Raw genomic sequence first — 24,888 nt, forward strand, 5'->3', positions numbered from 1 at the left:
AACCAGGGATGGTTCATTGTGACAGATGAAGGCCAAGAGCGGCTGGGGGACATCTCCATTTCAAGCTGAGTGGTGTGATTTTTTGGCCACCTCCCCTATTTAGGAAGTGGCCATCGCGGAAATGATTTCAGGGTGGATGATTTTTCCACCCGCTACATTGACCCCTTCTGCCAGGTGCGGATCGGCTTTAATGGCTGCGTCTATGCCGAGATTGGCAAGGGCCATCGCAAAAGGGAGTGTGGCGTTCGACAGGGCAATAGTGGACGTGCGTGCGACAGCGGCAGGCATGTTGGTCACACAGTAGTGACAGACGCCACCAACGTCATAAACAGGATCGTCATGTGTTGTCGGCCGGCTGGTTTCGAAGCATCCGCCTTGGTCGATGGCAATGTCTACGACAACGGATCCGGGTTGCATGAGTGCGATCTGGTCTGCAGATAGAACTTTGGGGGCAGCCGAGCCGGGAAGCAGTACCGCGCCGACAACAAGATCGGCTGTACGCAGGCATTCTTCTATGGCTGCGGATGTTGAGTACAGGCAACGTGCTCGGCCCTGGAAGATGAGGTTCAGTTCCCGAAGCCGGTCGAGAGAGCGGTCGAGAATGGTTACATTCGCGCCGAGACCGATCGCCATTTCGGCTGCATTCGTTCCGGCCACGCCGCCGCCAATGATGAGGACATTCCCCGGCGCTACGCCGGTGACGCCCCCCAGAAGCGTGCCAGAGCCACCATTCGATATTTCCAGGTATTTCGCCCCGGCCTGAATTGATATCCGGCCGGCGACCTCGCTCATGGGGGTAAGGAGCGGGAGGCGGCCATTTCGGTCAGTGACCGTCTCATAGGCAATGCACGTAGCACCTGAATTCATGAGCCCCTGTGTCTGCTCAGGGTCAGGAGCCAGATGAAGATAGGTGAAAAGAGTGTGATGGGGCCTTAGCCGGGCAATCTCAACCGGTTGAGGCTCTTTCACCTTGATGATCATGTCTGACGCATCAAACAGTTCATCCGCGTCAGCAGAAATTATGCAGCCAGCAGACTTGTAGTTTTCATCGGTAAAACCGACAGCTTCGCCCGCTCCGGTTTCAATAAAGACCGTGTGGCCGGATCGTACCAGTTCCTGGGCTCCCTGCGGGGTCAGGCCAATGCGATACTCGCGATTCTTCAGTTCTTTTGGGGTGCCGATACGCAATTCAACAATCCTTTTGGGAAGAGGTTCAAACTTGAGAGGCGAGCAGGCGCCTTAGAAGTGGGCGACCAGATTGATTCGGAGACGCTGCTGCCAGTCCGTGTTGCCAAACGGCACCAGTGAGACGTCTTTCAGCCGGAATGAGTAGAGTGTGGTGTTGAAATCAAGCTGATCACTCAGCGCATACGTGAAGCTCAACGCATGCTGTCGATAGTTGCTCGCATAGGGGATGTTGTCCTGGGCGAAAGCGGCAAAAACGGCATCCGCCTCAGCGACATTGTATCCGTAACCGAAACTGTATTCGCCGACGGCTTCGGTGCGTCCGAATGATGTGGAAAACGAGTAACCCGTATCATGGGCATCCGCGCCGTAGTTCTGGACATACTCTGCCTGAAGCGAGATGGGCCACCGCTCTCCCAGCCCCGTGTAGGAGAGGTCCGCGATGATATCGAGCAGGTCGAAATCCGAGATGTAGGTGCCTGAAGCGTCCAGAAGGTTTGTCCTCGTGTCACCGGCATCGGCTGTGTCCGTCGCTTCGATTTCATAATCGTAATAGCCAGCCGCCAGCCCTACGCTCCAGGTGTCAGCCGGCTGGTGATCAAGTGTAAGCTGGTAACCGGTGGCCTTGCTGTCAGGCCCGCCAACAGACCGTTCAATCGGAAAGAGAAGTGCAGAAGCCCCGATCTGGGTTGAGCCTGTGTCGATCGCAGCATATTGCGCAGCTACCCCTTGGGGGTTCACGTCTCCATCCCAGACCAGGTCCGTGCGACGGAAGGGATTGGGAAACTTCCCGCCCATGACAGTGAGGCTTCCGAAGCTCTTCATGCCGTAGAGCTGGTCGAGACTCACTTTGAGATCGTCATTGAAATTGGAGAGTGAAACGTCCGACGAGTTGGGATTGTCCGGATCACCAGTTACCAGACGTGCGCCAAATTTGAGGCCTGGGGAGGCTTTATAAACCGCCGCGACACGTCCACGGAAAGCACCGCGGGAATCGTTACGTTGCCCGTCGACTGTATTGTTATGCTCGTAGCGTAACCGCATGTCTCCGCTGACTTTCAATGGAGAGGCTTTTACAGGTGCAGCAGGCGATGCTGCTGCCCGGTGTGGCGCAAGCCGCTCAGGTGCCGGGTCTGAGGCGCTCTGTACACTTGTTGGGCTTTCTGGACTGGGCTGGGCTATCAATTGCTCCAGCTTTTCCAGCCTGGCTTCCTGTTCGCGGAGCTTCTCCTGGAGTTCTGCGATAAGGGCTTCCTGATCTTCTGGTGAGGCGGATTGGGCCAACGCTGTTGCCGGAAGGATCAATGCTGCCGTTATAAATGCAGCATGTCTCAGACTGGCCGGCCATGCTCTTGAGGGGAACGTAATCAGGCCGGTCATCAGAGGCCTCCAATCGCGATGTATTTGATGTCGAGGTAGTCATCCAGACCGTAGCGGGAGCCCTCCCGACCCAGACCGGATTCCTTGATGCCCCCAAACGGGGTCGCAGCGCTTGATATTGCGTTCTCGTTCAGGCCGATCATGCCGGCTTCCAGCTGTTCAGCGACACGCCTGGCGCGGGCCATGCCACGTGTCCAGAAATAAGCGGCCAGGCCATAGGGGGTATCGTTCGCCAGCTTTACGGCTTCTTCTTCCGTTTCAAATGTGAATATCGGTGCCACCGGACCGAAGATTTCGGTATGGGTAATATCCATCTGGTTTGTGACACCTGACAGGATAATGGGGGGCAGGAAGTTGCCTTTGTCCATTTCCTTGCCGGATGTGGAGAGCTCAGCACCTTTGGCGATTGCATCTTCGATCAAGGCGCGGGTTTTCTGTTTTGCCGCGCTATTGATCATCGGACCCATGTCACAGGCTGGATCAAAGCCATCACTTACATTCATGGCTTTCGCGGCGGCGATGAATTTGTCGAGAAACTCCCCCTTTATCGAGGCATGCAGAAGGATCCTGTTGGCACAGACGCATGTCTGTCCGGCATTGCGGAATTTCGCAGCGATAGCCCCGGCAACGGCAGCATCTATGTCGGCATCGTCGAATACGATCAGAGGAGCGTTACCGCCCAGTTCTAGCGAGAGCCGTTTTACCGTTTCCGCGCTCTGCCCCATCAAGAGCTTCCCGACACGCGTGGAGCCGGTGAAGGAAATTTTCCTGATGCGTGGATCGCCTGTAAGGACCCCTGCAACAGCTGCAGGGTCTTTCGACGTGACGACCTGGAATACGCCTTCCGGAAAGCCAGCCTCTTCGGCCAGAAGTTCCAGCGCGAGTGCTGAAAGTGGTGTTTCCTCGGAAGGCTTGAGAACGATCGTACATCCGGCTGCCAGAGCAGGGGCGGCCTTGCGGGTGATCATGCCGCTTGGAAAATTCCACGGGGTGATGGCCCCTACGACCCCGACAGGCTGCTTGATCACGAGCTGTAGGCGTGACGCCTCGCTGGTCGGGATGACATCGCCATAAGCGCGTTTGGCTTCTTCAGCGAACCATTCGATATAAGTTGCACCGAATGTTACTTCACGGTGTGCTTCAGCCACCGGCTTGCCCTGTTCAAGTGTCAGGATCGCGGCCAGATCGTCGGCATGGGTCATGATGAGGTCATGCCAGCGGCGGAGGATGGTGCAGCGGTCTTTCGCTGTCAGGCCAGCCCACTCCGGTTGTGCCCGGGTGGCAGCAGTAACAGCTTTCTCAGTTGCCGCAGCACTCTCATCGGGCACATCTGCAATCAGTGCGTCGTTTGCTGGATTATGGACAGCAAAGGTTTTGCTGGGTTTGCGGGCCTCTATACGATCGATGATCTTTCGAAGCATAGGGTTAGCCCCGGCCAGATCGGCCGGCGTCATTTCTGTTGTGAGGGACATGCTAGGCGACTCCGAGCTTTCTGGCGGTCTCCGTGAGCCCTGCCGAGGCTTTCTCGATGATTTCATCAATTTCCGCGTGAGTGATCGTAAGCGGTGGGCAGATCACCATGGCCTGGCCTACAGCTCGCATGATGAGCCCCTTGTCGAGGCAGATGTCACGGCAGATATTTGCCGCGTTGTCCTCGGCAGTGAATGGTTCGCGTGTTTCACGGGACTTGACCAGCTGCAGACCAGCAATGAGGCCTGCCCCCCTGACTTCACCGATAATGCTGTGCTGCTCGCTGAGCTCCTTGAGACGTTCACGAAGATAGGGGCCGACATCGTCCCTGACGCGCTCGACAAGTCCCTCGCGTTCAATGATTTCGATATTCGCATGAGCCACTGCACAGGCGACGGGGTGGCCAGAATAAGTGTAACCGTGAGGGATTGGTCCGCCTTCATTTATTGTCTCGAAGATGGCATCACTGAAGGCTACCGCTGATATAGGCAGGTAGCCTGAGGACATGCCCTTCGCCATCGGCATTATGTCCGGCTGGACGCCATAATACTGGCAGCCAAACCATTCACCCAGACGGCCAAATCCACAGATCACCTCGTCCGACACGAGCAGGATGTCATGCTTACGGCAGATTTTCTGGACTTCCGGCCAGTAGGTGGACGGAGGGTCAATTACGCCGCCGGCCCCCTGCACGGGCTCACCGATAAAGGCTGCGATGTTGTCCGCGCCGATTTCGAGGATTTTTTCTTCAAGGGCCTGTGCGGCCCGGAGGCCGAACTCTTCAGGCGTGAGGTTTCCTCCGTGAGCATACCAGTGGGGTTCCATGATGTGTTCGAAGCCCGGCAACGTGGATGATCCCATGTCATGCATGTGCTTCATACCGCCAAGGCTTGTCGCGGCGAGCGTGCTGCCGTGATAGCCGAGATTACGGCCGATGAACTTGTATTTCTCCGGCTTTCCACGGACATGCCAATAATGACGGGCCATACGGATGACGGTGTCATTTGCTTCCGAGCCGGAATTGGCAAAGAAGAAATGATTGAGATCACCAGGTGTGATCTCGGAAAGCTTCTGGGCCAGTTCGATCTGGCTGGGCGTAGAACTCTGGAAGAATGAGTTATAGAAAGGCAGCTCCGACATCTGCCGTGTAGCAGTATCGACCAGCTCCTGACGGCCATAGCCGACATTCACACACCACAGCCCGGCCATGCCGTCCAGGATCCTATTGCCATCGCTGTCATGGACATAGCATCCATCTGCACTGGTGATGACACGTGTTCCACGTTCTGCGAGCGTCTTGGGATCGCAGAAAGGGTGGATGTGATGCGAGGCGTCCAGTGCCTGCCATTGAGCTGTATTGCTTTGAGCGATCGCCATTGCGTGTCCTTCCGAATGTTTGAGCGTATCTTGCGCTTCGAAAGGACGGTCGGAGAAGATGACTAAAGCGATTGAAGTGGTGCGGTTTGAGCACCAATCCTTATTTTCGGACCTGTGCCTGATGATCAGTTCTGTATGCGCGCATATTCCGGGCGATCTCCCGGTCCTGTATGCTGCCGCGTTTTTCCAGAGCAGAGATGACGCGATCCTGGTCGGCGACTGATTGGGTCTGGCTCAGCTTGGTGACAGCGTCGATGCGCGTGACTGAAATCCGGAAAGACCGGATATGCGGTAGCAGGGTCTCGACCTTGCCCTCAGGGGCGTCTTCAAGCTTCCATGCGTTGCCATCGCCAATGGCTTCGCTTTGCGCGATTGTGACACGCATGATGTCCAGCTGGTCTTCGTCGTCATCAACAGGTTCCAGCACACCACGCACCTGCGCGGCAATATAGTTCCAGGTCGGCACTGTGCGTTGATCTCTGTACCAGCTGGCCGAAACATAGGTGTCAGGACCGTGGAAAATGGCGAGAGCTTTCTGTCCTGAGTGGAGGGTGGCGGCGTGCGGGTTATGGCGTGCCATGTGGCCGATCAGTTGCATCTCTCCCGATGGGGTTTCCTGTAGGTACATCGGGGCAGAAGTTGCGAAAGGCAGGTCATCCCTTGTGGTGACGAGCTGGCCGAAGGGGTAGGCATGAACGATTGAGACAGGTTCCGGGGCCATGTAGGGCTTGGGAATATACATTTTCCACGTATCGTGAATGTTCGTCATCGGCGTTTCCATTGTGTTGTTACCACTCCACTCTCCCTTGCCACTTTAGCTTTGTAAGGCGCGAAATATAGCCAAACCGGTGCGGCAGGCGCACCGCCGGTCGTCTTCTTGGCACCTGAGAATTAGGGTTGGGCGCTGTACTGTTAGGAGAAGGACACCAGCGTCAAAGCCATGAGGCGGGCGCCAGCAAGGAGACAGGCTTGTGACAACACTCCAGCAGGCTTCTGAACAGAATAAACCGGAAATTGGTGATATTGTAACCGCTTACGCGGGCAAGCTGATGCCGAATGTTCAGATGAAAACGTTCAGCAACACCGATCAGATTTTTCCGGTGCGAACGATTGCCAGAGGAGGTCCAGTGTCGCCTATCCCGTCGTCTCCAAACTGGATGAGTGATTTTCCCATCCCTTCGAACGGCAAAGTCTATGACCTGTACGACTATGTTTCACAAAACCGTCTGGTTGGCCTGCTTGCGATCAAGGATGGAGAGGTCGTGTACGAGTATCACGATCAGGGTATCACGTCCGATACACGCTGGATGTCGATGTCCATGGCAAAGTCGGTTTCGACAACTTTGGTCGGGGCGGCTATCAAGGATGGGTACATTGGCGGCGTAGATGACCAACTGGTGGAGTACCTGCCTGAACTGAATGGTAGCGGCTATGATGGGGTATCGATCCGGCACCTGTTGCAGATGACCTCTGGCGTGAAATGGGATGATACCCATACCGTGGAGAGCTCTGAGCGCCGGACCATGCTCGACCTGCAAGTCGCCCAGAAGCCGGGTGAGATCATGAATTTCATGGCCTCCTTGCCGCGCATTGCAGAACCCGGGCAGGTCTGGAACTACAGTACTGGCGAAACACATGTGGTAGGCGCGCTGGTCAGGGCAGCCACAGGCAAATGGCTGTCCGATTATTGCTCGGAAAGGATGTGGTCCCGGCTTGGCATGCAGGATGATGGGGCATGGTGGCTGGAATCCCCTGGCGGGCTGGAAGTTGCTGGCAGTGGTATCTGCGCGACCTTGCATGATTATGCGCGTCTCGGCCTGTTTGCGCTTAATGAAGGCGTTATCGATGGAGAGCCCGTCGTGCCGGAGGGGTGGTTCAGGGAAGCGACTGAGCCGCGCATGGCCGGGAATGACCCATTGAACTACGGCTACATGTGGTGGCCTGTACCTGACCGTGATGGCAATTTTTCAGAACGGGCCTTCAGTGCACGCGGGATTTTCGGCCAGTACATCTATATCAATCCGACGCGGCGTATCGTGCTCACGGTCATGAGCTGCCGGTCGAAACCCAAATTTTCTGAGACCATTCCCGATAACGACTTTTTCAATGCCGCAGTAGATGCGCTCGGTTAGGGAGCCGGTTTGTATTCCGGGGTGTCCTTGGCGATCGTGTTGGTCAGCCAGACCCTGAATTTGCGCAGGCTGGGCTCATCCCAGCGGTCCCGCCGCGCGATCAGGACATAGTTTCCAAGCCTGAGAGGGAAGGCGGGATTATCCTTGCCGATCCAGACAAGGTCGCCCCGTTCCAGATGTTTGGAAGCAATCAGGGGGTTGCTCAGAGCAATACCGCTACCGTGCCGTGAGGCATCGCTCGTCAGGTTTCCCTGCCAGAGAAGAGGGCCTCTCAGCCCATTGCCGCAATCAACTCCCAAGGATGTCAGCCAGATTTCCCAGGTGCGTGTCGTGTTCTCGTGCAGAAGCTGGTGGTTGAGGAGCTCAGCCGGTGTCGTGATCTCGGGCTTGTCTTCTAGATATTCGGGGCTTGCGACCGGGATGATCGGCGATTGTGCGATGACCTGGCTGCGCATGTTTGGCGGCAGGTCTTCCAACTCTTCATAGGAGGCCCAGTAGCGAATATCCACGTTGGCTTCATGTGAGAGGAAATCAGGTGGTGTGACAGACGGTTTCAACTCGATTTCGACATCCTTGTTGACCCGCTCGAGTGAGGCGAGTCTCCGGGAAAGCCACTGCTGGGCAAACCCCGGCGTGCTCCAGATCAGTAATTGGTGATGCATGCCCTGGTTAAGCAGGTCGAGGGTGGCGTGGGCCACTGTGTCCAGGGCTGTGGAGATCGATTTGTGATAATCCTTGCCGGCCTCTGTGAGCACCAGGCCTGTAGGGACACGCTCGACAAGCGTCACGCCGACCCAGTCTTCAAGGGTGCGCAGGTGGCGACTGAGTACGGCATGGTCCCGGTCGAGCCATTTGGCGGCCTTGCGGACCCCGCCAAGACGGGCAATCGCATCAAAGGCCCGCAAGCCTTCAAAGGGGGGGAGGGCCTTGCGGACAGGCGGCTGCTGGCCTGACTGTGATGGAACGTCCTTAAGGTCGACCATGCTCATTATTCCGTCGTCACTGAACTGTTGCATAATTGACGGTCCGTCTTGTTGTGAAGTCAAGCTCTGCAGGGGTTTTCGTGCAGCGTTTCAGCAGCTCAGGCCGGCCATGGGGCAGGGGAAGCGTAATCAGGGTGATGGTGAGGCAGCGCCGCTACGCTGGCGTTTGTTCATCCAAAGGCGGAGGCCGAGATACATCATAACCAACAGCCAGATGCCTACGGCGGTATTCACCAGTCTTCCAACCAAACCACCAATCTGTCCTGTATGGACAGGATAGAGTGCCTCGGCGATACGCGCATTGAAGGCGCTATTGGCGGCATCGTGAGTAAGCAGGACCTCACCATCCAACCCCACGAAGACGCGTGTTGCACCATAAAGCCGTGGCATCTCTCCCGGAGCGTTCAGGCGGAACTTGTACCAGGTGCTGTCATCGCTTGGCAGATTGATCGCCACGAGGGTTGAGCCCGGGTATTCAGCCAATGCGGTTTCAATGGCGGTAGCAAGGCTGATTGTGGTTCCGGATGAATAGTCCTGCCTCTCTGGGGAAGCTTCTTCAACGCCGAGCGTGTTCTCCACGAAGTCGGCCTGATTCAGAGCGATGCCTGCCGAAATCACGACAAGTGCAGGTAGTAAGCCCCAAAAACCGATGCGCCAGTGCCAACCTGATAGCGTAATAGCTGATGGAGCTTTCCTCGTTTTTGTGAATCCTTTCAGGCGTTTGCGTCTGGGCCACCCCATCCATAGCCCGAGGCAGATATTGGAGAGCAGGAGACAGCCGGAGATGAAGAAGATGATATATCCCGTGTTTCCGAGCATGAGTGATTTGTGAAACTGGGTCAGGGTTTCGAAAATGGCGCCATCGGAAAAGAGCTGTTCATCCGACCTGTCGCGTATAAATGTACCTGCGCCATCTATTCGTACCGTGCGGTGCTCTCCATCCCGGGTCAGGTAGGCATCATATTGGCCTTCACGTCCGCCTGAAATCCAGATGGAGGAAATATTGTCGCCATTTGCCTGTAGCTCGGTGACTGCTTTCTCGAGTGCTTCCGCGTTTGTGGCAGTTGCATCCTGACCGAGGAAAAAATCATCGATATCAGCGCGAAACCCTATGGCGAGACCGGATGCGGCCTGCAGAATCCAGAGAGCAACAAATGCCAGACTGATCCATCTGTGGATCACGAGGAGTCGAGGAAAACGCATAGGGCCTCCAGTGTGCAGATACAGATTATTTGCGCTGGAGCGATTATCGCAGGAACCCGGATTTGCCTGACAGATGCGAAGCGTGCGGCATGTGGTGCGGATAACGCACCGAAACTTGCGCCCTAAGCGCCTTCGCCAGTGCTATTGGGACATGATGAAGTCATAAAAATGCAAACTGGCCCAGGCCCGTTTTCACGGTGGGCGGGCTGAAGCATGTCGAAATCATAACCGCTGGGAGGTGGCATTCATGAACTTCAGGTCTCTGGCAGCAGTTGGATTTCGGAACAGTATTCATCGCCGGTCATGGCCCGGGCGCTCTTGCATGGGATGTCACCGATACTGGTCAGCCCTACGAGACTGTTGAGTTCACCCTGACAGAGGGAACCTGGATCAGCCTGGATGTCAGCCCGGACGGCGAGACTATCGTGTTCGACTTGCTGGGAGACATTTATGCCATGCCATCAACTGGCGGGGCGGCACGTCTGGTGCATGGCGGGCCAGCCATGCAGCGCTCCCCGCAATACAGTCCTGACGGCTCGAAAATTGCCTACATCAGCGATGTGGACGGAGCTGATAACATCTGGACCTCCCGTCCGGATGGGGGTGAAGCCATCCAGGTGTCATCCGAGACCTCTCTTGCTGTGGTCGAGCCCGCATGGAGCCCTGATGGCGAGACACTGGCCGCCGCACGCATGTTTGACACAGCTGACCGCCTGCACGCCTCTGAACTGGTCACATATCCGGCAAGAGGCGGGCCAGGTGAGCAGATCGTGGCCATGCCGGAGACGGGTGAGAACGTACATGATGCGGTTTTCTCGCCGGATGGTGAGGCGCTTTACTTCGTAGAGAAAGTAACCGGGCCGCATCCGTCAGGGATCTATATCGACGCCAATCACAAGCATTTCGCGATCCGCCGGAAGGATATTGAGACCGGGAATATCGAGACTGTTGTAGGCGGCTTTGGTGGGGCCACATCGCCTTCGATTTCACCGTCCGGGGACAAAATGGCTTTCGTCCGCAGGGTGAGGGACGAGACGATGCTGTTTGTCTATGATTTCGCCTCGAAAACGCAAACCCCCATTTTTGATGGGTTGGACCGGGACGGCCAGGCGGATTTTCTGGGCCAGGGTAACTATTATCCACGTTTTTCCTGGTTTCCTGACGGGGAGGACCTTGCCGTTTGGGCGGGGGGCAAGATTCTCCGCATCGGTACAGAAACGGGTGAAACAAGCGAGATCCCGTTCAAGCTGACCTCCCGACACCAGCTGACTAAGCCCGTCCGGCTGACGCAAGACCTTGATCCGGACATGGTGCAGGTCAAAGCGGTGTCGAAGATTACCGTTTCGCCAGACCGTGAAACGCTGGCTTTCACAGCGCTTGGCGGTATCTGGCAACAGGATGTTGCTGGAGGAGAGCCTGCAAAACTGACTGACATGCATGCCTCACAATCGGAGGCAACCTATTCACCCGATGGTGCACAGCTTGCTTTTGTAGAATGGGACGATGTCAGCGGTGGTGAGCTGAAGGTCAGAAAGGCAGACGGCGAGGTTGTCAGCCTTTTCCAAACTGCGGGCATTGTTCGTGAGCCTGTCTACTCGCCGGATGGCTCGAAGATCCTTTTCCGGATCGCGGAAGGTGATGACTGTCTGGGGGGGACACAAGGCGGAGGCTAGTCTTTACTGGTTACCTGCAGAGGGCGGCACACCGAGAAGCCTGGGTGTTTCTGGTGGCTATCCAAGGTTTTCTCCCGATGGAACGCGTGTCTTCTTCACGACCGAGGGGTATGCCAGCGGCACAATGGTGACGACGCTGGAAAGTGTAGCGTTGGACGGGCAAGATCATAAAACGCATCTGCGTACACAGAGCTCCGATACGAATGAGCTGAAGCTAAGCCCTGATCTGAAGTGGATCGCGTACCGTCATTACCAGCATTATTACGCCGCTCCGTTTGATGCAGGCGCAGAAGAGTCTGTCCTAGATGCTGGCGAAGGCCGGCAGCTGAAAAGTATTGGTGGCTATGAACTGACCTGGGAAAAAAATTCCAGCGGTGTCTACTGGGCATTTGGCCCTGATATCTACAAGGCAAGCATTGGCGATGTTGCGGCGGCACCGGAAATATTCACACAGGTAGACCTGCGATTCCGGGCAGATGTCCCCGCAGGCCTGACAGCTTTTGTTGGTGGTCGTGTCATCACGATGGATGGTGACAAGATTATCGAAAACGGCACCGTAGTTGTCGATGGTAACCGGATCGTCTCGGTCGGCCCGGCCAATGAAGTCGACGTGCCTGCGGAGGCGCATATTGTTGACGCGTCAGGCAAGACGATCATGCCGGGCCTGATCGACATGCATGGCCATCTTGATACCTGCTACTACGCCTCGTCCGGACTGCTGCCCCAGCAGCAGGGCTCCCGGTATGCGGCGCTCGCCTTCGGTGTGACGACCAACTATGACCCCTACACATCGGAGCTGCCGACCTATGGTGCCGCGGAGATGGTTCAGGCGGGGAGCATGGTTGGACCACGGTCCATTGATGTCGGCTATGTCGCTTATGGGCGTAAGCAGAAGTACGATCCGGTCTATGTTCCGATTGAGACATATGACGATGCCGAGACTTTCATGGACCGTAAAGTCGCGCTCGGCGGCACGATCATCAAGAGCTACCGTCAGGTTCAGCGAAAGCAGCGCCAGATGCTGAACAAGGCCGGGCGCGAGGCCGGCGTGATGGTCGATGTTGAAGGCGAGAGCCACTACTTCAATGCGATTTCGGCCGTCCTCGATGGCAATGTAAACCTCCAGCACAATGTGCCGGTTGAGAACCTTTATGACGATTTCATCCAGCTTCTCGCGCGGTCCGAGGTAGCGCATACACCGACGCTGATTGTCCTGTTCGGGGAGCTGATGGGCGAGAACTATCTGTTCCAGTCATCGCGCCTCTGGGAAGACCCGCGGGTGAATGACTTTGTCCAGACCACAACCAGCTCCTACAGTCCGCTCGCCGTCCCGGTCGGTGCCCCGCCATATGTGCGTGGCATGACGAACATAGAGGCGGTCGACGAGCTCTGGGACATAGGGTTTCGTGCGGCGGCCCGGTCAATGAAGGCGCTCAACGATGCGGGCGGCCTTGTGAATGCAGGTTCCCATGGGCAGGTGTTCGGACTTGCCATGCACTGGGAGCTGCAACTGCTGTCCGAGGGCGGCATGAGCAATCTGGACGTCCTCAGAGCTGGAACGATCAACGGGGCAACCACTCTCGGGCTTGAGGGACAGATTGGTTCTATCGAAGAGGGCAAGCTGGCCGACATTATCGTTCTCGAGGGCAATCCGCTCGACGATATCCGTAATACTGAAACTGTTTCCCGGACCATGGTGAATGGCCGTCTGTACGACACGTACAGCATGGACGAGGTCGGCAATCATGATCGCCCGCGCCGTCCATTTTACTGGGAAGTCAACGATGTGCCCAAGCATATCAACTGGAAGCCCGCATGGGGCGATGAATGACCTGGTGTCCGGCACCGTCTAGTGAAGGACTTTCTGAATGAGCGATGTATCCAGAACCGACACTCAGGATCTACCTGTTGGAGAGATATCGGACGATAAGAAAGACGCGGTTTTCCTCGGCCATCCGAAGGGGCTTGCGTATATCGTTTTCACTGAGGCCTGGGAGCGGTTTTCCTTCTATGGGATGCAGGCCCTGCTTATCCTGTACATGGCAACGCATCTTTTCCTGCCTGAGAACTCAGGCAATGTGGCCGTTTTCGAGCCGTTCCGGAGTTTCTTCGAGTTCATCTTTGGCCCGCTAAGCGTGCAGGCGCTGGCCTCGCAGGTTTTCGGTGTCTATGTCGGGCTCGTCTATTTTGCGCCGGTTCTGGGGGGCTTGATCGGGGACAGGGTGCTCGGGCGCCGCAAGGCAGTCCTTTCTGGTGCGCTGTTCATGGCGGCGGGTCACTTCCTGATGGCCTTTGAAGCAAGCTTTCTTTTTGCGCTTCTCATGCTTGTGCTCGGGTCTGGCCTACTGAAGGGCAATCTGGCTGCGCAAGTCGGTGCTCTCTATGCCAAGTCGGATAAACGCCGGGACTCTGGTTACTCCATTTATGTCTTCAGCATTAATGTTGGCGCTTCGGTTGCGCCGCTGGTGTGCGGGACGCTGGGTGAAGTCTATGGCTGGCACTACGGGTTCGGTGCTGCGGGTATCGGGATGCTTATCGGGCTTGTCGTTTACCTGATGGGGCACTCGCACCTGCCGGTCGATACGATCACGGCCAAGGATGAGCGCCCGAAGCTGCAAAAAGGGGATGGTGTCGTCATTCTCTCGATACTGGCCATGCTGGCACTTACATCGCTTTACTGGGCTGCGCAAAGCCAGGTCTGGAATGCTTATCCACTCTGGCTAAGGACCGATGTCGATCGCTCGATTTTCGGAATGAACATCCCGGTCACATGGTTCCAGTCTCTTGATTCAACAGCCGTCCTGATCCTCGCGCCATTGGTGTTGTGGTACTGGCGGGTCCAGTCGCGGCGCAAAGCAGAGCCGAGTGACCTTATCAAGCTGGCAATTGGATGCGGTGTTTTCGCTAGTGCCTTCGTTCTGCTTGGGCTTGGAGACCTCCTGTCAGGCGGGGAAGCAGTTGCGCTAGTATGGCCCGTCATCTTCCACTTTATCTGTGGTGTCGGTTTTCTCTATGTCGGTCCGATTGCGCTGGCGCTGACATCCCGTGCAGCCCCGGAGTCGGTTAACTCAATGATGGTGGGCTCATATTACCTGGCGATCTTCTTTGGCGGGCTATTCAGTGGCTGGCTCGCGCGGTTTTACGAACAGATGTCGAGTGCGAACTTCTGGCTGATGCATGCTGCGATCGTCGGTATTGCCGCAGTGCTGATCATTGGGCTTCGGCCTGTCCTCACTCGTTTGATGAAACTGGACGCAGAGGATGCCACACCTCCTGCAGAGCCGCTTCAGCAGGAGACACAATAGTGCGAAACCACCTTTCTGCGGCAGTTTCACTGCCAGTCCTTATCATGGCGGCATCATGTGCGGTGCCTGCCGTATCACCGGGCCAGGATGAGGTAAGCGGCCTTATGGTCTGTGCTAAACCAGAAGTCGCACATACCTGTGATTATATCGGCATGGCCGGACTACAAAAGGCGGTCGACGAGGCAATACCGGGCGCGCTCATCCATCTGCGCGAGGGCCGTTATATGGCCAGTGCCTATCGTGACGTGCCCTTTCAGGATCTTGTTGTGCGCGGTGCGCTGGTCATCGAGGGCAAGGAGTTGTCCCTGATTGGAGAGCCTGGTGCTGTTCTGGCAGGTAGCGAGGATTACCCTGTCAGCGCGATTGTCATAAATGACTCTACCGTGAAGATTTCAGGACTTGGCATCTCGGATTTTACCTACCTGGAGCCGGAAGATGATATTTATGATGGCCATGGCATTTTTACGATCGCAAGCAATGTCGAACTGGACTCAGTGCGCATAGCTGGTGTTGACAAGATGGCTGTTACGGGCCGCGAAACAGGACATGTCACTGCACGTAACCTGACCATCGCGCAGTCACATCTTGGTGTATGGCTGGAAGAGACGGCACATCTTAATCTGACGGAAAGCCTTATCACGGGAAGCGAGTCTGCTGCGATAGCTGCCTATATGGAGGCGACCGTCCAGGTTTCTGGCAGTCTGATCGAGGGTAATCAGGATGATGGCCTCTATACGGAAGACAACGCCTACATTCGCAGCGCCGACACAGATATCGTGAGTAACTCCCCATACGGTGCCCGGGCGGCTGGCCATAGCCAGATCCTGCTTTGCGGCGGTGAGATGACAGGCAATGACGCGGATACTGGCGAAGAAGATGCCGGCCGTGTCCTGCTGGGGGATGCGCAGGCGTGTTCGGGGCGCTAAAATTGCACGCCGGCATCTGAGCCCGGTGCAGTGAGAACGGACACTGTCTGGAAGGCCGGGTCGCTGCGTGCGACCCGGTTTTTTATATGCCTGGTTACAAAAAGACCCGGTCCCTTCTGAGAGACCGGGCTTGATGTGAGTGAGGGAGGAGGTCGAATGACGGCCAGAAAACTAGAGACTTTCCGGCCGTCTCGGTTCTGGGGACCTGTGTCCCCTAGAAACTATAAGCCGCACTGACGCCGATAACCCGCGGTTGTGTACGGTTGGCGTTTGCCCAGCCCTGATACGGATCGATCGATTTGTTCTCATCCGTGATATTCGTGGCATAGACTTCGAGATCGACATTGCCGACCTGCACACCGGCACGGGCATTCAGAAGGTTCAGGGCATCCGAACTCTGGGGCAGGGCCGAGGGCAGGAAGCTGGAGCGGTCGATGTACGTGACTTCGTCGCGATGGTTGAAACCAACACGGGCAAAGCCGGGATAGTTGGGGGCCCAGTCAAAGTCATAGTTGATACCGAGCGTGTAGCTCAGCTCTGGTGTATAATCGGTTGGATCACCGACATTGTTGACCTGGTCTGTATCGGCTGTCTCGACAATTTCGCTGTCGAGATAGGCGGCATTGGCCGACAGGGTCAGGCCCGATACTGGCTGATAGGCCAGTCCTGCTTCGACGCCTTTAACCTCGACCTTGCCGATATTGCTCGATTCCCCGAGTAAGGCGCCGTTCACTTCAGTGAGACGGCGGCGGACCATGTCCTTATATTCGGTGAAAAAGACAGCGACATCATACTGGAAATTGCTGGTATTGCCCTTTGTGCCGAGCTCGTAAGTCAGGATGTTTTCCGGATCGTACGGCTCGACCGGTTCGCGGTTGAAACCGCCGCTCCGGAAACCGGACCCTGCGCTCGCATAGATGGTCGCAGCCTGAGCGTACTTGTAAGTCAGGTAAACACGGGGGTCGACCGACTCGAAAGTTGCCGACTGTTCAGTGCCTGTTCCGGGAGCATCCTCGATCAGGCTTGTCTGTTCATCGTGGAAGTAACGCAGACCAGCCCCCAGGGTAAGCCTGTCGGTTACGTCGTATGAGCCGTCCGCGAACAGGGAGTAGGAGTCGGATGTCGAGCCCGAGAAGTAGTATAGATCATCAATGAGGATGCCGCCGCCCTGGTATAGATCGCCGTTTGCGGCGTAGGCGTATTCGTAGTCTTCCGTGAATGAGCGTTCCCCGGTGCTGTAGAATGCGCCCAGCGTCCATGCAAACCGGTCGCCCGCGTCTGACAGGCGAAGTTCCTGGGAGAACTGTTCGGCATCAATAAAGCGATCATTATTACCTTCAACAATCCCGAAGGAGTAGTTTCCTTCGCGGGGGATATAGGTGAAGGGGTATTGGTGGTCGTGTTCGATCTGTGTTGTCGACGAGGTTAGTTCTGCAAATCCGAAATCGTAGTTCAGTTCGAGATTATAGATATCGAAGTCGAACTTCTTCGGGATCATGACCTTGCTGCGGTCCGGGCCGACATCGACTGTCCGGTCGGGTTCTTCATAGCCCATGCCGAGCTCTGTTTCGGCACGGTGAATCTGGACCATGGCCTTGGCGGAAAAGTTGCTTGTCGGTTCCCAGAGGATCTTGCCACGGGCATTGACAAGCTCTGTTCCATTGCCGTCCTCGATACCGGCTTCAGGTTGGTCGATCCAGCCTCCACCATTCTCCAGACCGAGCGCAAAACGCACTGCCAGCTTGTCCTCGATAAGTGGTGTATTGAAGACGAGTTCGCCTTTCTGGCCAGTCTCTCCTTCCGACACGGTATAGACTTCACCCTTGACCTTTCCCTCGACCCTATCGAGCACGGGGTCCGCTGTAATAAAGCGGATGACGCCCCCGGCAGCTCCTTGGCCATAAAGAGTGCCCTGTGGGCCTTTCAGGACTTCCACGCGCTCCAAATCCAGTGGGACCGGGCTTAGCTGGTTATAGCCGCTCAAGGAGAGCGGTGCTTCGTCGAGATACATGCCGACGAGGGCCCCCGAACCAGACTGGTTGGCAAGGCCGCGGATGAAGATCGTGTAGCTTCCGGGCCCGTCTTCGCGCATGGTCAGCCCGGGCACGTTGAAAGACAGATCCTGTATATTGTCTACGCCGAGCTTGGAGAGATTGTCCCCAGAGATGGACTCTATCGCCATTGGCACATCAATCAGGCGCTGCTCGCGTTTTTGCGCGGTGACCATGATAGCGGACTGAACCAGCGCTTCATCTTCTGCGGGTGGTTCGGTCGATTGCGCGTTGGCAGCAGCAATATTCATCATTGCGACAAGAGCGCTACCGGTTGTCAGAAGGTACTTGCGTGTCATGTTTATGGCCCCTCGCTTTTTTGTACTTCAGCATGAAGAAGGACAAACAATCGTTTGGGCAGATGCCAAAAACGAACGCGGTGGTGCGAATGGCGCACCGCAACGTTCCAAGGGACATCACCAAGTCAGGCAGACAGATTCTTCATTGGATTAAGGACAGCGTTCTGAATGTTTCTGCCTGTCACTCGTCAGACTTCTTATGTGCGGTACTGATGATGCGCTCGGCATTTAGTCGCGTGACCTCGTTCGGGCAATAATTGAGAACAGTTTGCAAAACATCATCAGTATGTTCTCCCAAGAGGGGGGCGGCGGACTGGTGTGTGGCGGGAGTTTCACTGAGGCGAACCGGGCATGCGACGCCGGGCACTTTTCCCAGACCTGCATGATCAAGCGTGATTTCCGTGTTACGGGCCTGGACATGCGGGTCTGCGAACACATCGGCTATTTTGTTGACCGGACCAGCAGGAACATCGCTGTTCTCAAGCAGGTCCAGCCAATGCCGGGTCGGCTGGCTGATGAGTTTCTCGTGAAGGATGGCAGTCAAGACATCCCGATTTGCCACGCGGGCAGCATTGGTCGAGAAACGAGAATCATCAGCGAGGCCACTTAGACCGATGCAGTCGCATAGTTTCTGGAACTGCCTGTCATTACCGACAGCCAGGACCACATGGCCGTCTGCGGTTTCGTAGACATCATATGGACATATGCTGGGATGGGCATTGCCCATGCGTGTGGGGTTCTTGCCGGTCGCAAGGTAGCCCTGTGACTGGTTCGCCATTGCAGCGACAAGACAATCGAGCAATGAAACATCGATCGCCTGACCTTCACCGGTATTTGTGCGGTGGAGCAAAGCCGCCTGAATGGCATTTGCCGCGTAAAGACCGGTCAGAATATCGACGAGTGCGACACCGACTTTCATAGGTCCAGCGCCGGGCTGGCCATCCGGAACACCGGTAATGCTCATCAGCCCGCCCATGGCCTGTATCAACAGGTCATAGCCTGGCAGGCTCGCATATGGTCCGGTCTGGCCGAAGCCTGTTATCGAGCAATAGACCAGTCGGGGATTGATCCTGCGAAGACTGTTGGCATCGAGTCCGTATTTTGCGAGCGACCCGGTCTTGAAATTCTCGACCAGCACGTCTGATGACGCCGCCAAATCGCGCACGACCTTCTGACCAGCCGGCGAGGAGATGTCGATGCAGATAGACTTTTTGTTGCGGTTTGCACTCAGGAAATATGAGGCTTCCCGTGTCCCCGGCTCTTCACCTTCCTGATAGGGCGGGCTCCAGCTGCGTGTGTCATCACCACCTTCGGGGCGTTCGACCTTGATGATCTCTGCACCTAGATCTCCCAACAGCTGTGTCGCCCAAGGGCCTGCGAGTACCCGGCTCAGATCGAGGATACGGATATTTTCGAGAGCACGTGCCATGTCAGGTAAACGCGGCTAGTCCGGTCTGTGCGCGGCCCAGGATCAGCGCGTGAATGTCGTGCGTGCCTTCATAGGTATTTACGGCTTCGAGATTACACATATGGCGCATGACGTGGAACTCGTCGGAGACGCCGTTGCCGCCGTGCATGTCGCGGGCCATGCGTGCGATGTCGAGGGCTTTGCCTGTGCTGTTGCGTTTGATCAGTGAGATCATTTCCGGGGTAGCGGAGCTGTTATCCAGAAGACGTCCGACTTTCAGGCATGACTGGAGGCCAATCGAGATTTCAGTTTGCATGTCTGCCAACTTGCGCTGAATAAGCTGGTTGGCAGCCAGAGGCCGACCGAACTGCGTTCGGTCCATCGTATAACCACGCGCAGCCTTCCAGCAGGCTCTCGCTGCGCCAAGTGCGCCCCAGGCAATTCCGAACCTGGCCTTGTTGAGACAGCCAAAGGGACCGGACAATCCCGAAGCGCCCGGGAGAAGGTTTTCTTCCGGAACGAAAACATCATTCATGACGATTTCGCCTGTCGCGGAAGCCCTCAGAGCGAGTTTGCCCTTGATTTCAGGCGTAGAGAGGCCTTCCATTCCACGCTCAAGAACGAACCCGCGGATAGAACCATCCAGTTTTGCCCAGACGACCATCACGTCTGCGACAGGGCTGTTGGTAATCCATATCTTGGCCCCCGAAAGCCGGTAGCCTCCATCAACTTTGGTGGCGCGGGTGGACATGTTTCCCGGGTCGGAACCGTGATCCGGCTCAGTGAGGCCGAAGCAGCCAATGAGATCTCCAGATATAAGGCCGGGAAGCCAGCGCTCACGCTGCGCCTCATTTCCGTAGGCGTGAATTGGATGGATGACGAGAGAGGACTGAACGCTGAGAGCGGACCTATAGCCTGAGTCGACGGCTTCCACCTCGTGCGATACCAAGCCATACGAGACATGGCTGACGCCTGCGCCGCCATATTCGGAAACGGTTGGCCCCAGTAGGCCAAGCGACCCCATTTCTTTCATTATCTGGCGATCAAAGGTTCCATTGCGATTGGCCTCGACAATGCCCGGCAGAAGACGGTTCTGGGCGAAATCATGCGCCGTCTTCTGAACTGATCTCTCCTCGTCTTCCGGTCTTCTGGAATATCCGTTTCAGATAGCCTTTGCCCGTGTTGACGGAAATACCGCGGGCTTCGCAGGCCTTTGCCAGCCCCTCTCCTCGTATGAGAACTTCGGCGAGGCCAGCTTCTGCGGGTGTCAGGCCGTAGAGCTGTGAGAGGAGTTCTGGATCTGGTGAGATGTCTGAAGGGCTTCGTATTATAAGAGCAATCAGGGGAGCGCTGTTTGGCCCTGCAGGCAGACTGGATATCAGGATCTCGAGTGACTTTTCATCGTCGAGATTATGAACCCGGAATGCCGATGGTTTGTTATCACGAGTGGCGATATCAAGAGCGCTCTTAAGTTTATGCAGGTCACTGCGCCGTCTTGCGCGCAATTCTCCGTTCAGGACAAACAGCGCGCTCGTAGAGCGCGCCAGTACATGTGTACAGGTTTCATTCTGGAACGTGATGTAGCCGTCGCCGTCAAGAATGGCGATCGCGACGCCTGCGGCATCGGCCATTACTGGTGAAACGAAGCTGTATGGGCGGGAGCCGGCGGCATCACCGCAGCTTTCCCTGGGGTGGTCGAGTGACCGGGAGGCAAATCTTAGTTTCGTGACTTTGGGCTTAGTTGTCATGTCCGCCATGCACAAGTTCCCCTTTCTTGATCCATGCCCCTGGTCAATTGCTTTTTGGGCGGGGCTTCATGAGGGAAAACGAAAAGAAGGGGGGGATCCGGGCATGATGGTCCGGTTTTTCTGTCTTCGGTTTGCTTGATTTCCGTGTGGGCGCTGTTACCCCTCACTGCAGAGTACGGAACGGCTCCGGCCGCCGGGGACAGGTTTCACATGCGTGATTACGGTTATGAGCGGCCTGAGGAAATTCTGGCCGCTGCGGATAGGCTCATACCCCTCTTTTGGGATGACCTCAGACAGGTGGCACGGCGTGAACGCCGCCGTTTGCAGGCAGGGCAGACCTTACAAACGACGGCACTTGTCAGCGAAAGTTGGCTCAAATTACGCCGGCGAGAGGACTTTCTCAGCGACGATCATTTCCTTCGGGCCGCTGCGATTGCGATGCGTTGTGTGCTGATTGATCATGCGCGGGCGAGGCTGAGCGCCAAGCGGGGCTCTGGGCGCATCGACCCTTTGACCGATGATATAGAGCCTTACTGGGAAAGTGATGAACAGCTTCTGGACCTGGACGAGGCCCTGAAACGCCTAGGTCAGAAGGCGCCTCGTCTTGCGGATGTTGTCGAGCTCCGCTTTTTTGGTGGTTATACCGAGGTTCAGACGGCTGGTATCCTTGGGATTAATGACCGCACGGTTCGACGTGACTGGATCAAGGCTCGTGCATGGCTGTATCGCGAGATGTCTGATCCACCTGAGACGCCCCCGCTTCAAGATCGAAACGAGATCTGATGTCCGCGATCTTGTCCAGCTGACGCTGCGCGCCAGCACCCATGGGTTTGAATATCGTTTCGGCCTGATCCAGCAGGTCAGCCGCTTCAGCCAGGTTGCCTTCACGTGCAGTTTCTCTTGCAAGCGCAATAGCTGTTATGGCTGCCATAGGGGTAGAGTCCCCAGCTGCAGTGATCACAAGTGAATGAGCCTCGCGGGCAGTTTCCAGTGCCGCACCGGTCTGGCCTGTTTCAGACAGGGCCCTGGAAAGACCTGCGGCGGCGGAAGCGTAAGTAATGCTGGCTTCACCTGCGTGTTCTCTTGCCATGGCTGCCCCTTCGTCCAGAAGGGGTAATGCTTCATCGGCGCGGCCGAGCCGAAGCAGTGTCTTGCCATAATTGTTAAGGAGTGCGGCGGTGGCGCCGGAGGCGCCGTACAGTGTGCGTCGCAACTCGAGGACCTCTTCGTAGAGTGGGACGGCCTCGGCGTGGCGGCCTGTCAGAACCTCGACTGTGGCAAGATTATTCAGTGTGTTCAGCGCATCAGGGCTGTTTTCCATTCCGATTTCGCGCCAGATGGACAGTGCAGTCCTGAGCGGCGCCGCTGCGTCTGCGGGGCGCCCTGCAGCTGTCAGCATGACACCGAGATCATTGTGATAGACACCGGTCTTGTGGTCCTTGTCTCCGCTCAATTCGATACGTTCGGGCAGGTTGTCTTCCAGTAGTCTTACCGCTTCATCAATTCGTCCCTGATCACGCAGCAGTCGAGCCTCCACAAGACGGCTGTCAACCAGGCGCCGCCGCCAGCGATTTGGTGAGCTTTGCCAGAAAGCCTGTGCAGCTTCGAGAAGAGGGGCCGCAGCTTCTATGTCTCCGGCGCGAAGCCTGACTTGAGCAAGGTCGTACCGGGCGCGTGCCATGAGGGCCGGGTCGACATTTTCTCCGTCGACGACGCGTTCAAGCATAGGGGCGGCAGCCTCATAGTCGTTGAGATAGAAATAGAGCTCGCCAAGGGTGTGCATGACCGGGCCGCCCTTGTCTGGGTCGGTTGCGAACATTTCCGTGACCTGCTCGGCTGCGGCATCCAGGATTTCGTCCGCGCTCGCTTCTGTACCGCCTGTTGCGTCAGCGCCGTCGCGAAGCATGAAATAGAGATATTGTTGTACAGCTTCCAGCCGGGCCTGTTCGCGTAAGGCCCAGTCACGTTCCATGCTTGCTTGTCGGGCCTGCCAGAGAGAAGCGCTCAAACCGCCGACAAGGCTTAATGCAAGCGCAGCTACGGCAGCGCTTTGCCATGCATGCCTCCGGAAAAACCGGCCGGTGACATAGCCCCTTTCCCGCTGTCGGGCAGCGACTGCACGCCCCTGTAGTGCATTTCTAAGATCATCGCAGAATGCGTCGAGGCTTGCGTAACGGGACTCTGGCTGCCTGGAGAGGGCGCAGGCCAGAATAGATTCGAGGTCACGCATGAACGGGGTCCTGCGACGGCCTTGCATGGCGGTTGAAAGGAGAGGGGGTGACTCTTCAACCGCCCGGCGCACAGCGATGGGTAAGGGATCCACCGACAGCTCCAAAGGCGGTTTTCCCGTTAGAAGGGCGTACAACGTAGCGGCGAGCCCATATATGTCGCTAAGGGTGCTGGCTGGTTTTCCGGCTAGAATTTCGGGAGCGGCATAATCCAGTGACAGGGGTGTTTGCCGGTCGCTATCCTTGTCGTCCGGATGAGAGATACCGAAGTCGATGACGCGTGTGCGTCCGGTATCGTCCACGAGGATGTTTGAGGGTTTGACGTCGCGGTGAACGATCAGCTTGCGATGAGCGTAGGAGAGAGCTTCACCAGCCTGAATCACGAGCTTAACAATACGGTTGTCATCCGGTTGGTTCTGGCGGACCCATACGTCGAGCGGTGCGCCTGTTGCCAGTTCCATGACCATCCATGGCCGCCCGTCAGAAGCGACACCGCCATCAAGGAGCCGGGCAATCCCGGGGTGTTCAAGGCGTGCAAGGAATTGTCGTTCCCGGTCGAAAAGCTGATGATAACCGGCTGAGGCAGTATTCATGAGCTTCAGGGCGGCCTCTTGCTCATAGTGCCCATCCGCCCGGCTGACCTTGTAGACATCGCCCATGCCGCCACGTCCAATAAGTCCGTCAATACGCCAGGCGCCAAGACGGTCACCTGATTGAAGGCCGGGCGCGGATACCTCTTCCGGTTCGAGAAACCGTGTGCTCTCGCGCGCAGCTTCAAGCAGCGAGAGAACCTCTCTGGCCACTTCCTCGCTCCCGGCGTGCGTCCTGACAAAGGCTTCCTGTTCGTCAGCCGGGACCTCGTGTGCGGCGTCAAAGAGAGTTTCGACGTCTTTCCAGTCCGTTGCGTTGTGTGACATCGCAGATCCCCCCAAGCATCCTGTCGAACATGCGATGGTGGATGATCTGAATGCACACAGCAAGGGGGAGGCGGGGGCTCGCTTCGCCAGTAAACGAGCAAGTCAGACCTATTCGGGGCTAATGGCTATAGGCTGTTCGCAATAGGCAGTTCTCATTATCAATCTTGAGAGGTTCATATGAAACAACTTGCCTTTTGCGTCGTGACGGGTTTGGCCTTGACTGGCTGTAGCATTGCTGAAGCGGATACACCTGAGCGAGAAGACTGCATGGTACTGGCCAGTGACCCTGCAGCGCAGGAGAGCTTCTCCGAACGCGGTCTCACGACTGAAAGTTTCTGTGACTGCGTGGTTGCCTACATTGATGCACAGCCTGAGACCGAGGAAGCGCAGATGCAGCTCGCACTCGAAGAGCTAACGGGGGAAATGGAATCCAGCGAGGTTAGTGCCGAGGAGGGGATCGGGACACTGATGGCCAAGTCAGAAGAGATGGATGAAGAAACTGCCCAGAAGATGCTTGGGGGAATACGCCTGCTCGGTGGCATGATGAACAAGTTTGGCGAGTATTTCAGTGCGGGCGATGCGTGTCCGATTCCCTGAGGCAAG

18 protein-coding genes and 1 pseudogene are annotated in these 24,888 nt (G+C 56.5%); 7 read left to right on the forward strand and 12 right to left on the reverse strand.

The window, feature by feature from the left end:
- Nucleotides 1–99: 99 nt before the first annotated feature.
- The 5 genes from ald to Q1K31_RS09915 form a co-directional block, all read right to left on the reverse strand.
- Nucleotides 100–1,188: an alanine dehydrogenase gene (ald, locus tag Q1K31_RS09895; protein WP_300379089.1), complete on the reverse strand. Its 1,089-nt coding sequence runs from the start codon at nt 1,186–1,188 to the stop codon at nt 100–102.
- Between the two features lie 51 nt (nt 1,189–1,239).
- Nucleotides 1,240–2,565, reverse strand: a complete 1,326-nt coding sequence (locus tag Q1K31_RS09900; RefSeq protein ID WP_300379090.1) for a putative porin — start codon at nt 2,563–2,565, stop codon at nt 1,240–1,242.
- Nucleotides 2,565–4,037: an NAD-dependent succinate-semialdehyde dehydrogenase gene (locus tag Q1K31_RS09905; RefSeq protein WP_300379091.1), complete on the reverse strand. Its 1,473-nt coding sequence runs from the start codon at nt 4,035–4,037 to the stop codon at nt 2,565–2,567. The genes Q1K31_RS09900 and Q1K31_RS09905 overlap by 1 nt, the downstream gene beginning before the upstream one ends.
- A gap of 1 nt (nt 4,038) precedes the next feature.
- On the reverse strand, nt 4,039–5,412 hold the full coding sequence (locus Q1K31_RS09910; protein ID WP_300379092.1) for an aspartate aminotransferase family protein: 1,374 nt from the start codon (nt 5,410–5,412) through the stop codon (nt 4,039–4,041).
- A gap of 100 nt (nt 5,413–5,512) precedes the next feature.
- A complete protein-coding gene (locus Q1K31_RS09915) occupies nt 5,513–6,181 on the reverse strand; it encodes an FMN-binding negative transcriptional regulator (protein WP_300379093.1) in 669 nt (222 codons plus the stop codon).
- Nucleotides 6,182–6,539: 358 nt separating this feature from the next.
- Here Q1K31_RS09915 and Q1K31_RS09920 point away from each other — a divergent pair, with 358 nt between their 5' ends.
- Nucleotides 6,540–7,544 carry a serine hydrolase gene (locus tag Q1K31_RS09920; protein ID WP_300379094.1) on the forward strand — a complete coding sequence of 335 codons (1,005 nt, stop codon included), beginning with the start codon at nt 6,540–6,542 and terminating at the stop codon, nt 7,542–7,544.
- Here the strand turns inward: Q1K31_RS09920 and Q1K31_RS09925 are convergent.
- Together Q1K31_RS09925 and Q1K31_RS09930 are read right to left on the reverse strand one after the other, a co-directional pair.
- A complete protein-coding gene (locus Q1K31_RS09925) occupies nt 7,541–8,527 on the reverse strand; it encodes a LysR substrate-binding domain-containing protein (protein WP_300379095.1) in 987 nt (328 codons plus the stop codon). The two genes, Q1K31_RS09920 and Q1K31_RS09925, sit on opposite strands and share 4 nt — an antisense overlap.
- 129 nt (nt 8,528–8,656) lie before the next feature.
- Nucleotides 8,657–9,730 (reverse strand): PepSY domain-containing protein, encoded by a 1,074-nt coding sequence (locus tag Q1K31_RS09930; protein WP_300379096.1) that lies wholly within the window; start codon nt 9,728–9,730, stop codon nt 8,657–8,659.
- Between the two features lie 272 nt (nt 9,731–10,002).
- Between Q1K31_RS09930 and Q1K31_RS09935 the strand changes: the two genes are divergently transcribed.
- The 4 genes from Q1K31_RS09935 (at nt 10,003) to Q1K31_RS09950 (ending at nt 15,634) form a co-directional block, all read left to right on the forward strand.
- Nucleotides 10,003–11,403 carry a hypothetical protein gene (locus tag Q1K31_RS09935; protein WP_300379097.1) on the forward strand — a complete coding sequence of 467 codons (1,401 nt, stop codon included), beginning with the start codon at nt 10,003–10,005 and terminating at the stop codon, nt 11,401–11,403.
- Nucleotides 11,369–13,234, forward strand: coding sequence for an amidohydrolase family protein (locus Q1K31_RS09940; protein WP_300379098.1), 1,866 nt, complete (start codon nt 11,369–11,371; stop codon nt 13,232–13,234). The genes Q1K31_RS09935 and Q1K31_RS09940 overlap by 35 nt, the downstream gene beginning before the upstream one ends.
- Before the next feature lie 37 nt (nt 13,235–13,271).
- On the forward strand, nt 13,272–14,708 hold the full coding sequence (locus Q1K31_RS09945) for a peptide MFS transporter (protein WP_300379099.1): 1,437 nt from the start codon (nt 13,272–13,274) through the stop codon (nt 14,706–14,708).
- Nucleotides 14,709–14,860: 152 nt separating this feature from the next.
- Nucleotides 14,861–15,634, forward strand: a complete 774-nt coding sequence (locus Q1K31_RS09950; protein WP_300379100.1) for a right-handed parallel beta-helix repeat-containing protein — start codon at nt 14,861–14,863, stop codon at nt 15,632–15,634.
- A gap of 214 nt (nt 15,635–15,848) precedes the next feature.
- Here Q1K31_RS09950 and Q1K31_RS09955 read toward each other — a convergent pair whose 3' ends face one another.
- From Q1K31_RS09955 to Q1K31_RS09970, 4 genes and pseudogenes are all read right to left on the reverse strand, one after another.
- Nucleotides 15,849–17,984 carry a TonB-dependent receptor gene (locus tag Q1K31_RS09955; protein ID WP_300379101.1) on the reverse strand — a complete coding sequence of 712 codons (2,136 nt, stop codon included), beginning with the start codon at nt 17,982–17,984 and terminating at the stop codon, nt 15,849–15,851.
- 181 nt (nt 17,985–18,165) lie between these two features.
- The gene (locus Q1K31_RS09960) at nt 18,166–19,413 is read right to left on the reverse strand and encodes a CaiB/BaiF CoA-transferase family protein (protein ID WP_300379102.1); all 1,248 of its coding nucleotides are present in this window, start codon (nt 19,411–19,413) and stop codon (nt 18,166–18,168) included.
- A 1-nt stretch (nt 19,414) separates the two neighbouring features.
- Nucleotides 19,415–20,530 (reverse strand): annotated as a pseudogene (locus Q1K31_RS09965) (acyl-CoA dehydrogenase); the annotation flags it as partial.
- Complete coding sequence (locus tag Q1K31_RS09970) at nt 20,496–21,149, reverse strand: hypothetical protein (protein WP_300379103.1); 654 nt, start codon at nt 21,147–21,149, stop codon at nt 20,496–20,498. The pseudogene Q1K31_RS09965 and the gene Q1K31_RS09970, both read right to left, overlap by 35 nt.
- A 201-nt stretch (nt 21,150–21,350) precedes the next feature.
- Here Q1K31_RS09970 and Q1K31_RS09975 point away from each other — a divergent pair, with 201 nt between their 5' ends.
- Nucleotides 21,351–21,923: an ECF-type sigma factor gene (locus tag Q1K31_RS09975; protein WP_300379104.1), complete on the forward strand. Its 573-nt coding sequence runs from the start codon at nt 21,351–21,353 to the stop codon at nt 21,921–21,923.
- Here the strand turns inward: Q1K31_RS09975 and Q1K31_RS09980 are convergent.
- Entirely contained in the window at nt 21,844–24,285 is a 2,442-nt protein-coding gene (locus Q1K31_RS09980; RefSeq protein WP_300379105.1) for a serine/threonine-protein kinase, read from the reverse strand. The two genes, Q1K31_RS09975 and Q1K31_RS09980, sit on opposite strands and share 80 nt — an antisense overlap.
- A gap of 267 nt (nt 24,286–24,552) precedes the next feature.
- On the opposite strand from Q1K31_RS09980, the gene Q1K31_RS09985 reads away from it, so the two are divergent.
- On the forward strand, nt 24,553–24,882 hold the full coding sequence (locus tag Q1K31_RS09985; protein WP_300379106.1) for a hypothetical protein: 330 nt from the start codon (nt 24,553–24,555) through the stop codon (nt 24,880–24,882).
- Nucleotides 24,883–24,888 lie beyond the last annotated feature (6 nt).

The organism is Henriciella sp. (assembly GCF_029936995.1).
In the GTDB taxonomy this organism is placed as follows: domain Bacteria; phylum Pseudomonadota; class Alphaproteobacteria; order Caulobacterales; family Hyphomonadaceae; genus Henriciella.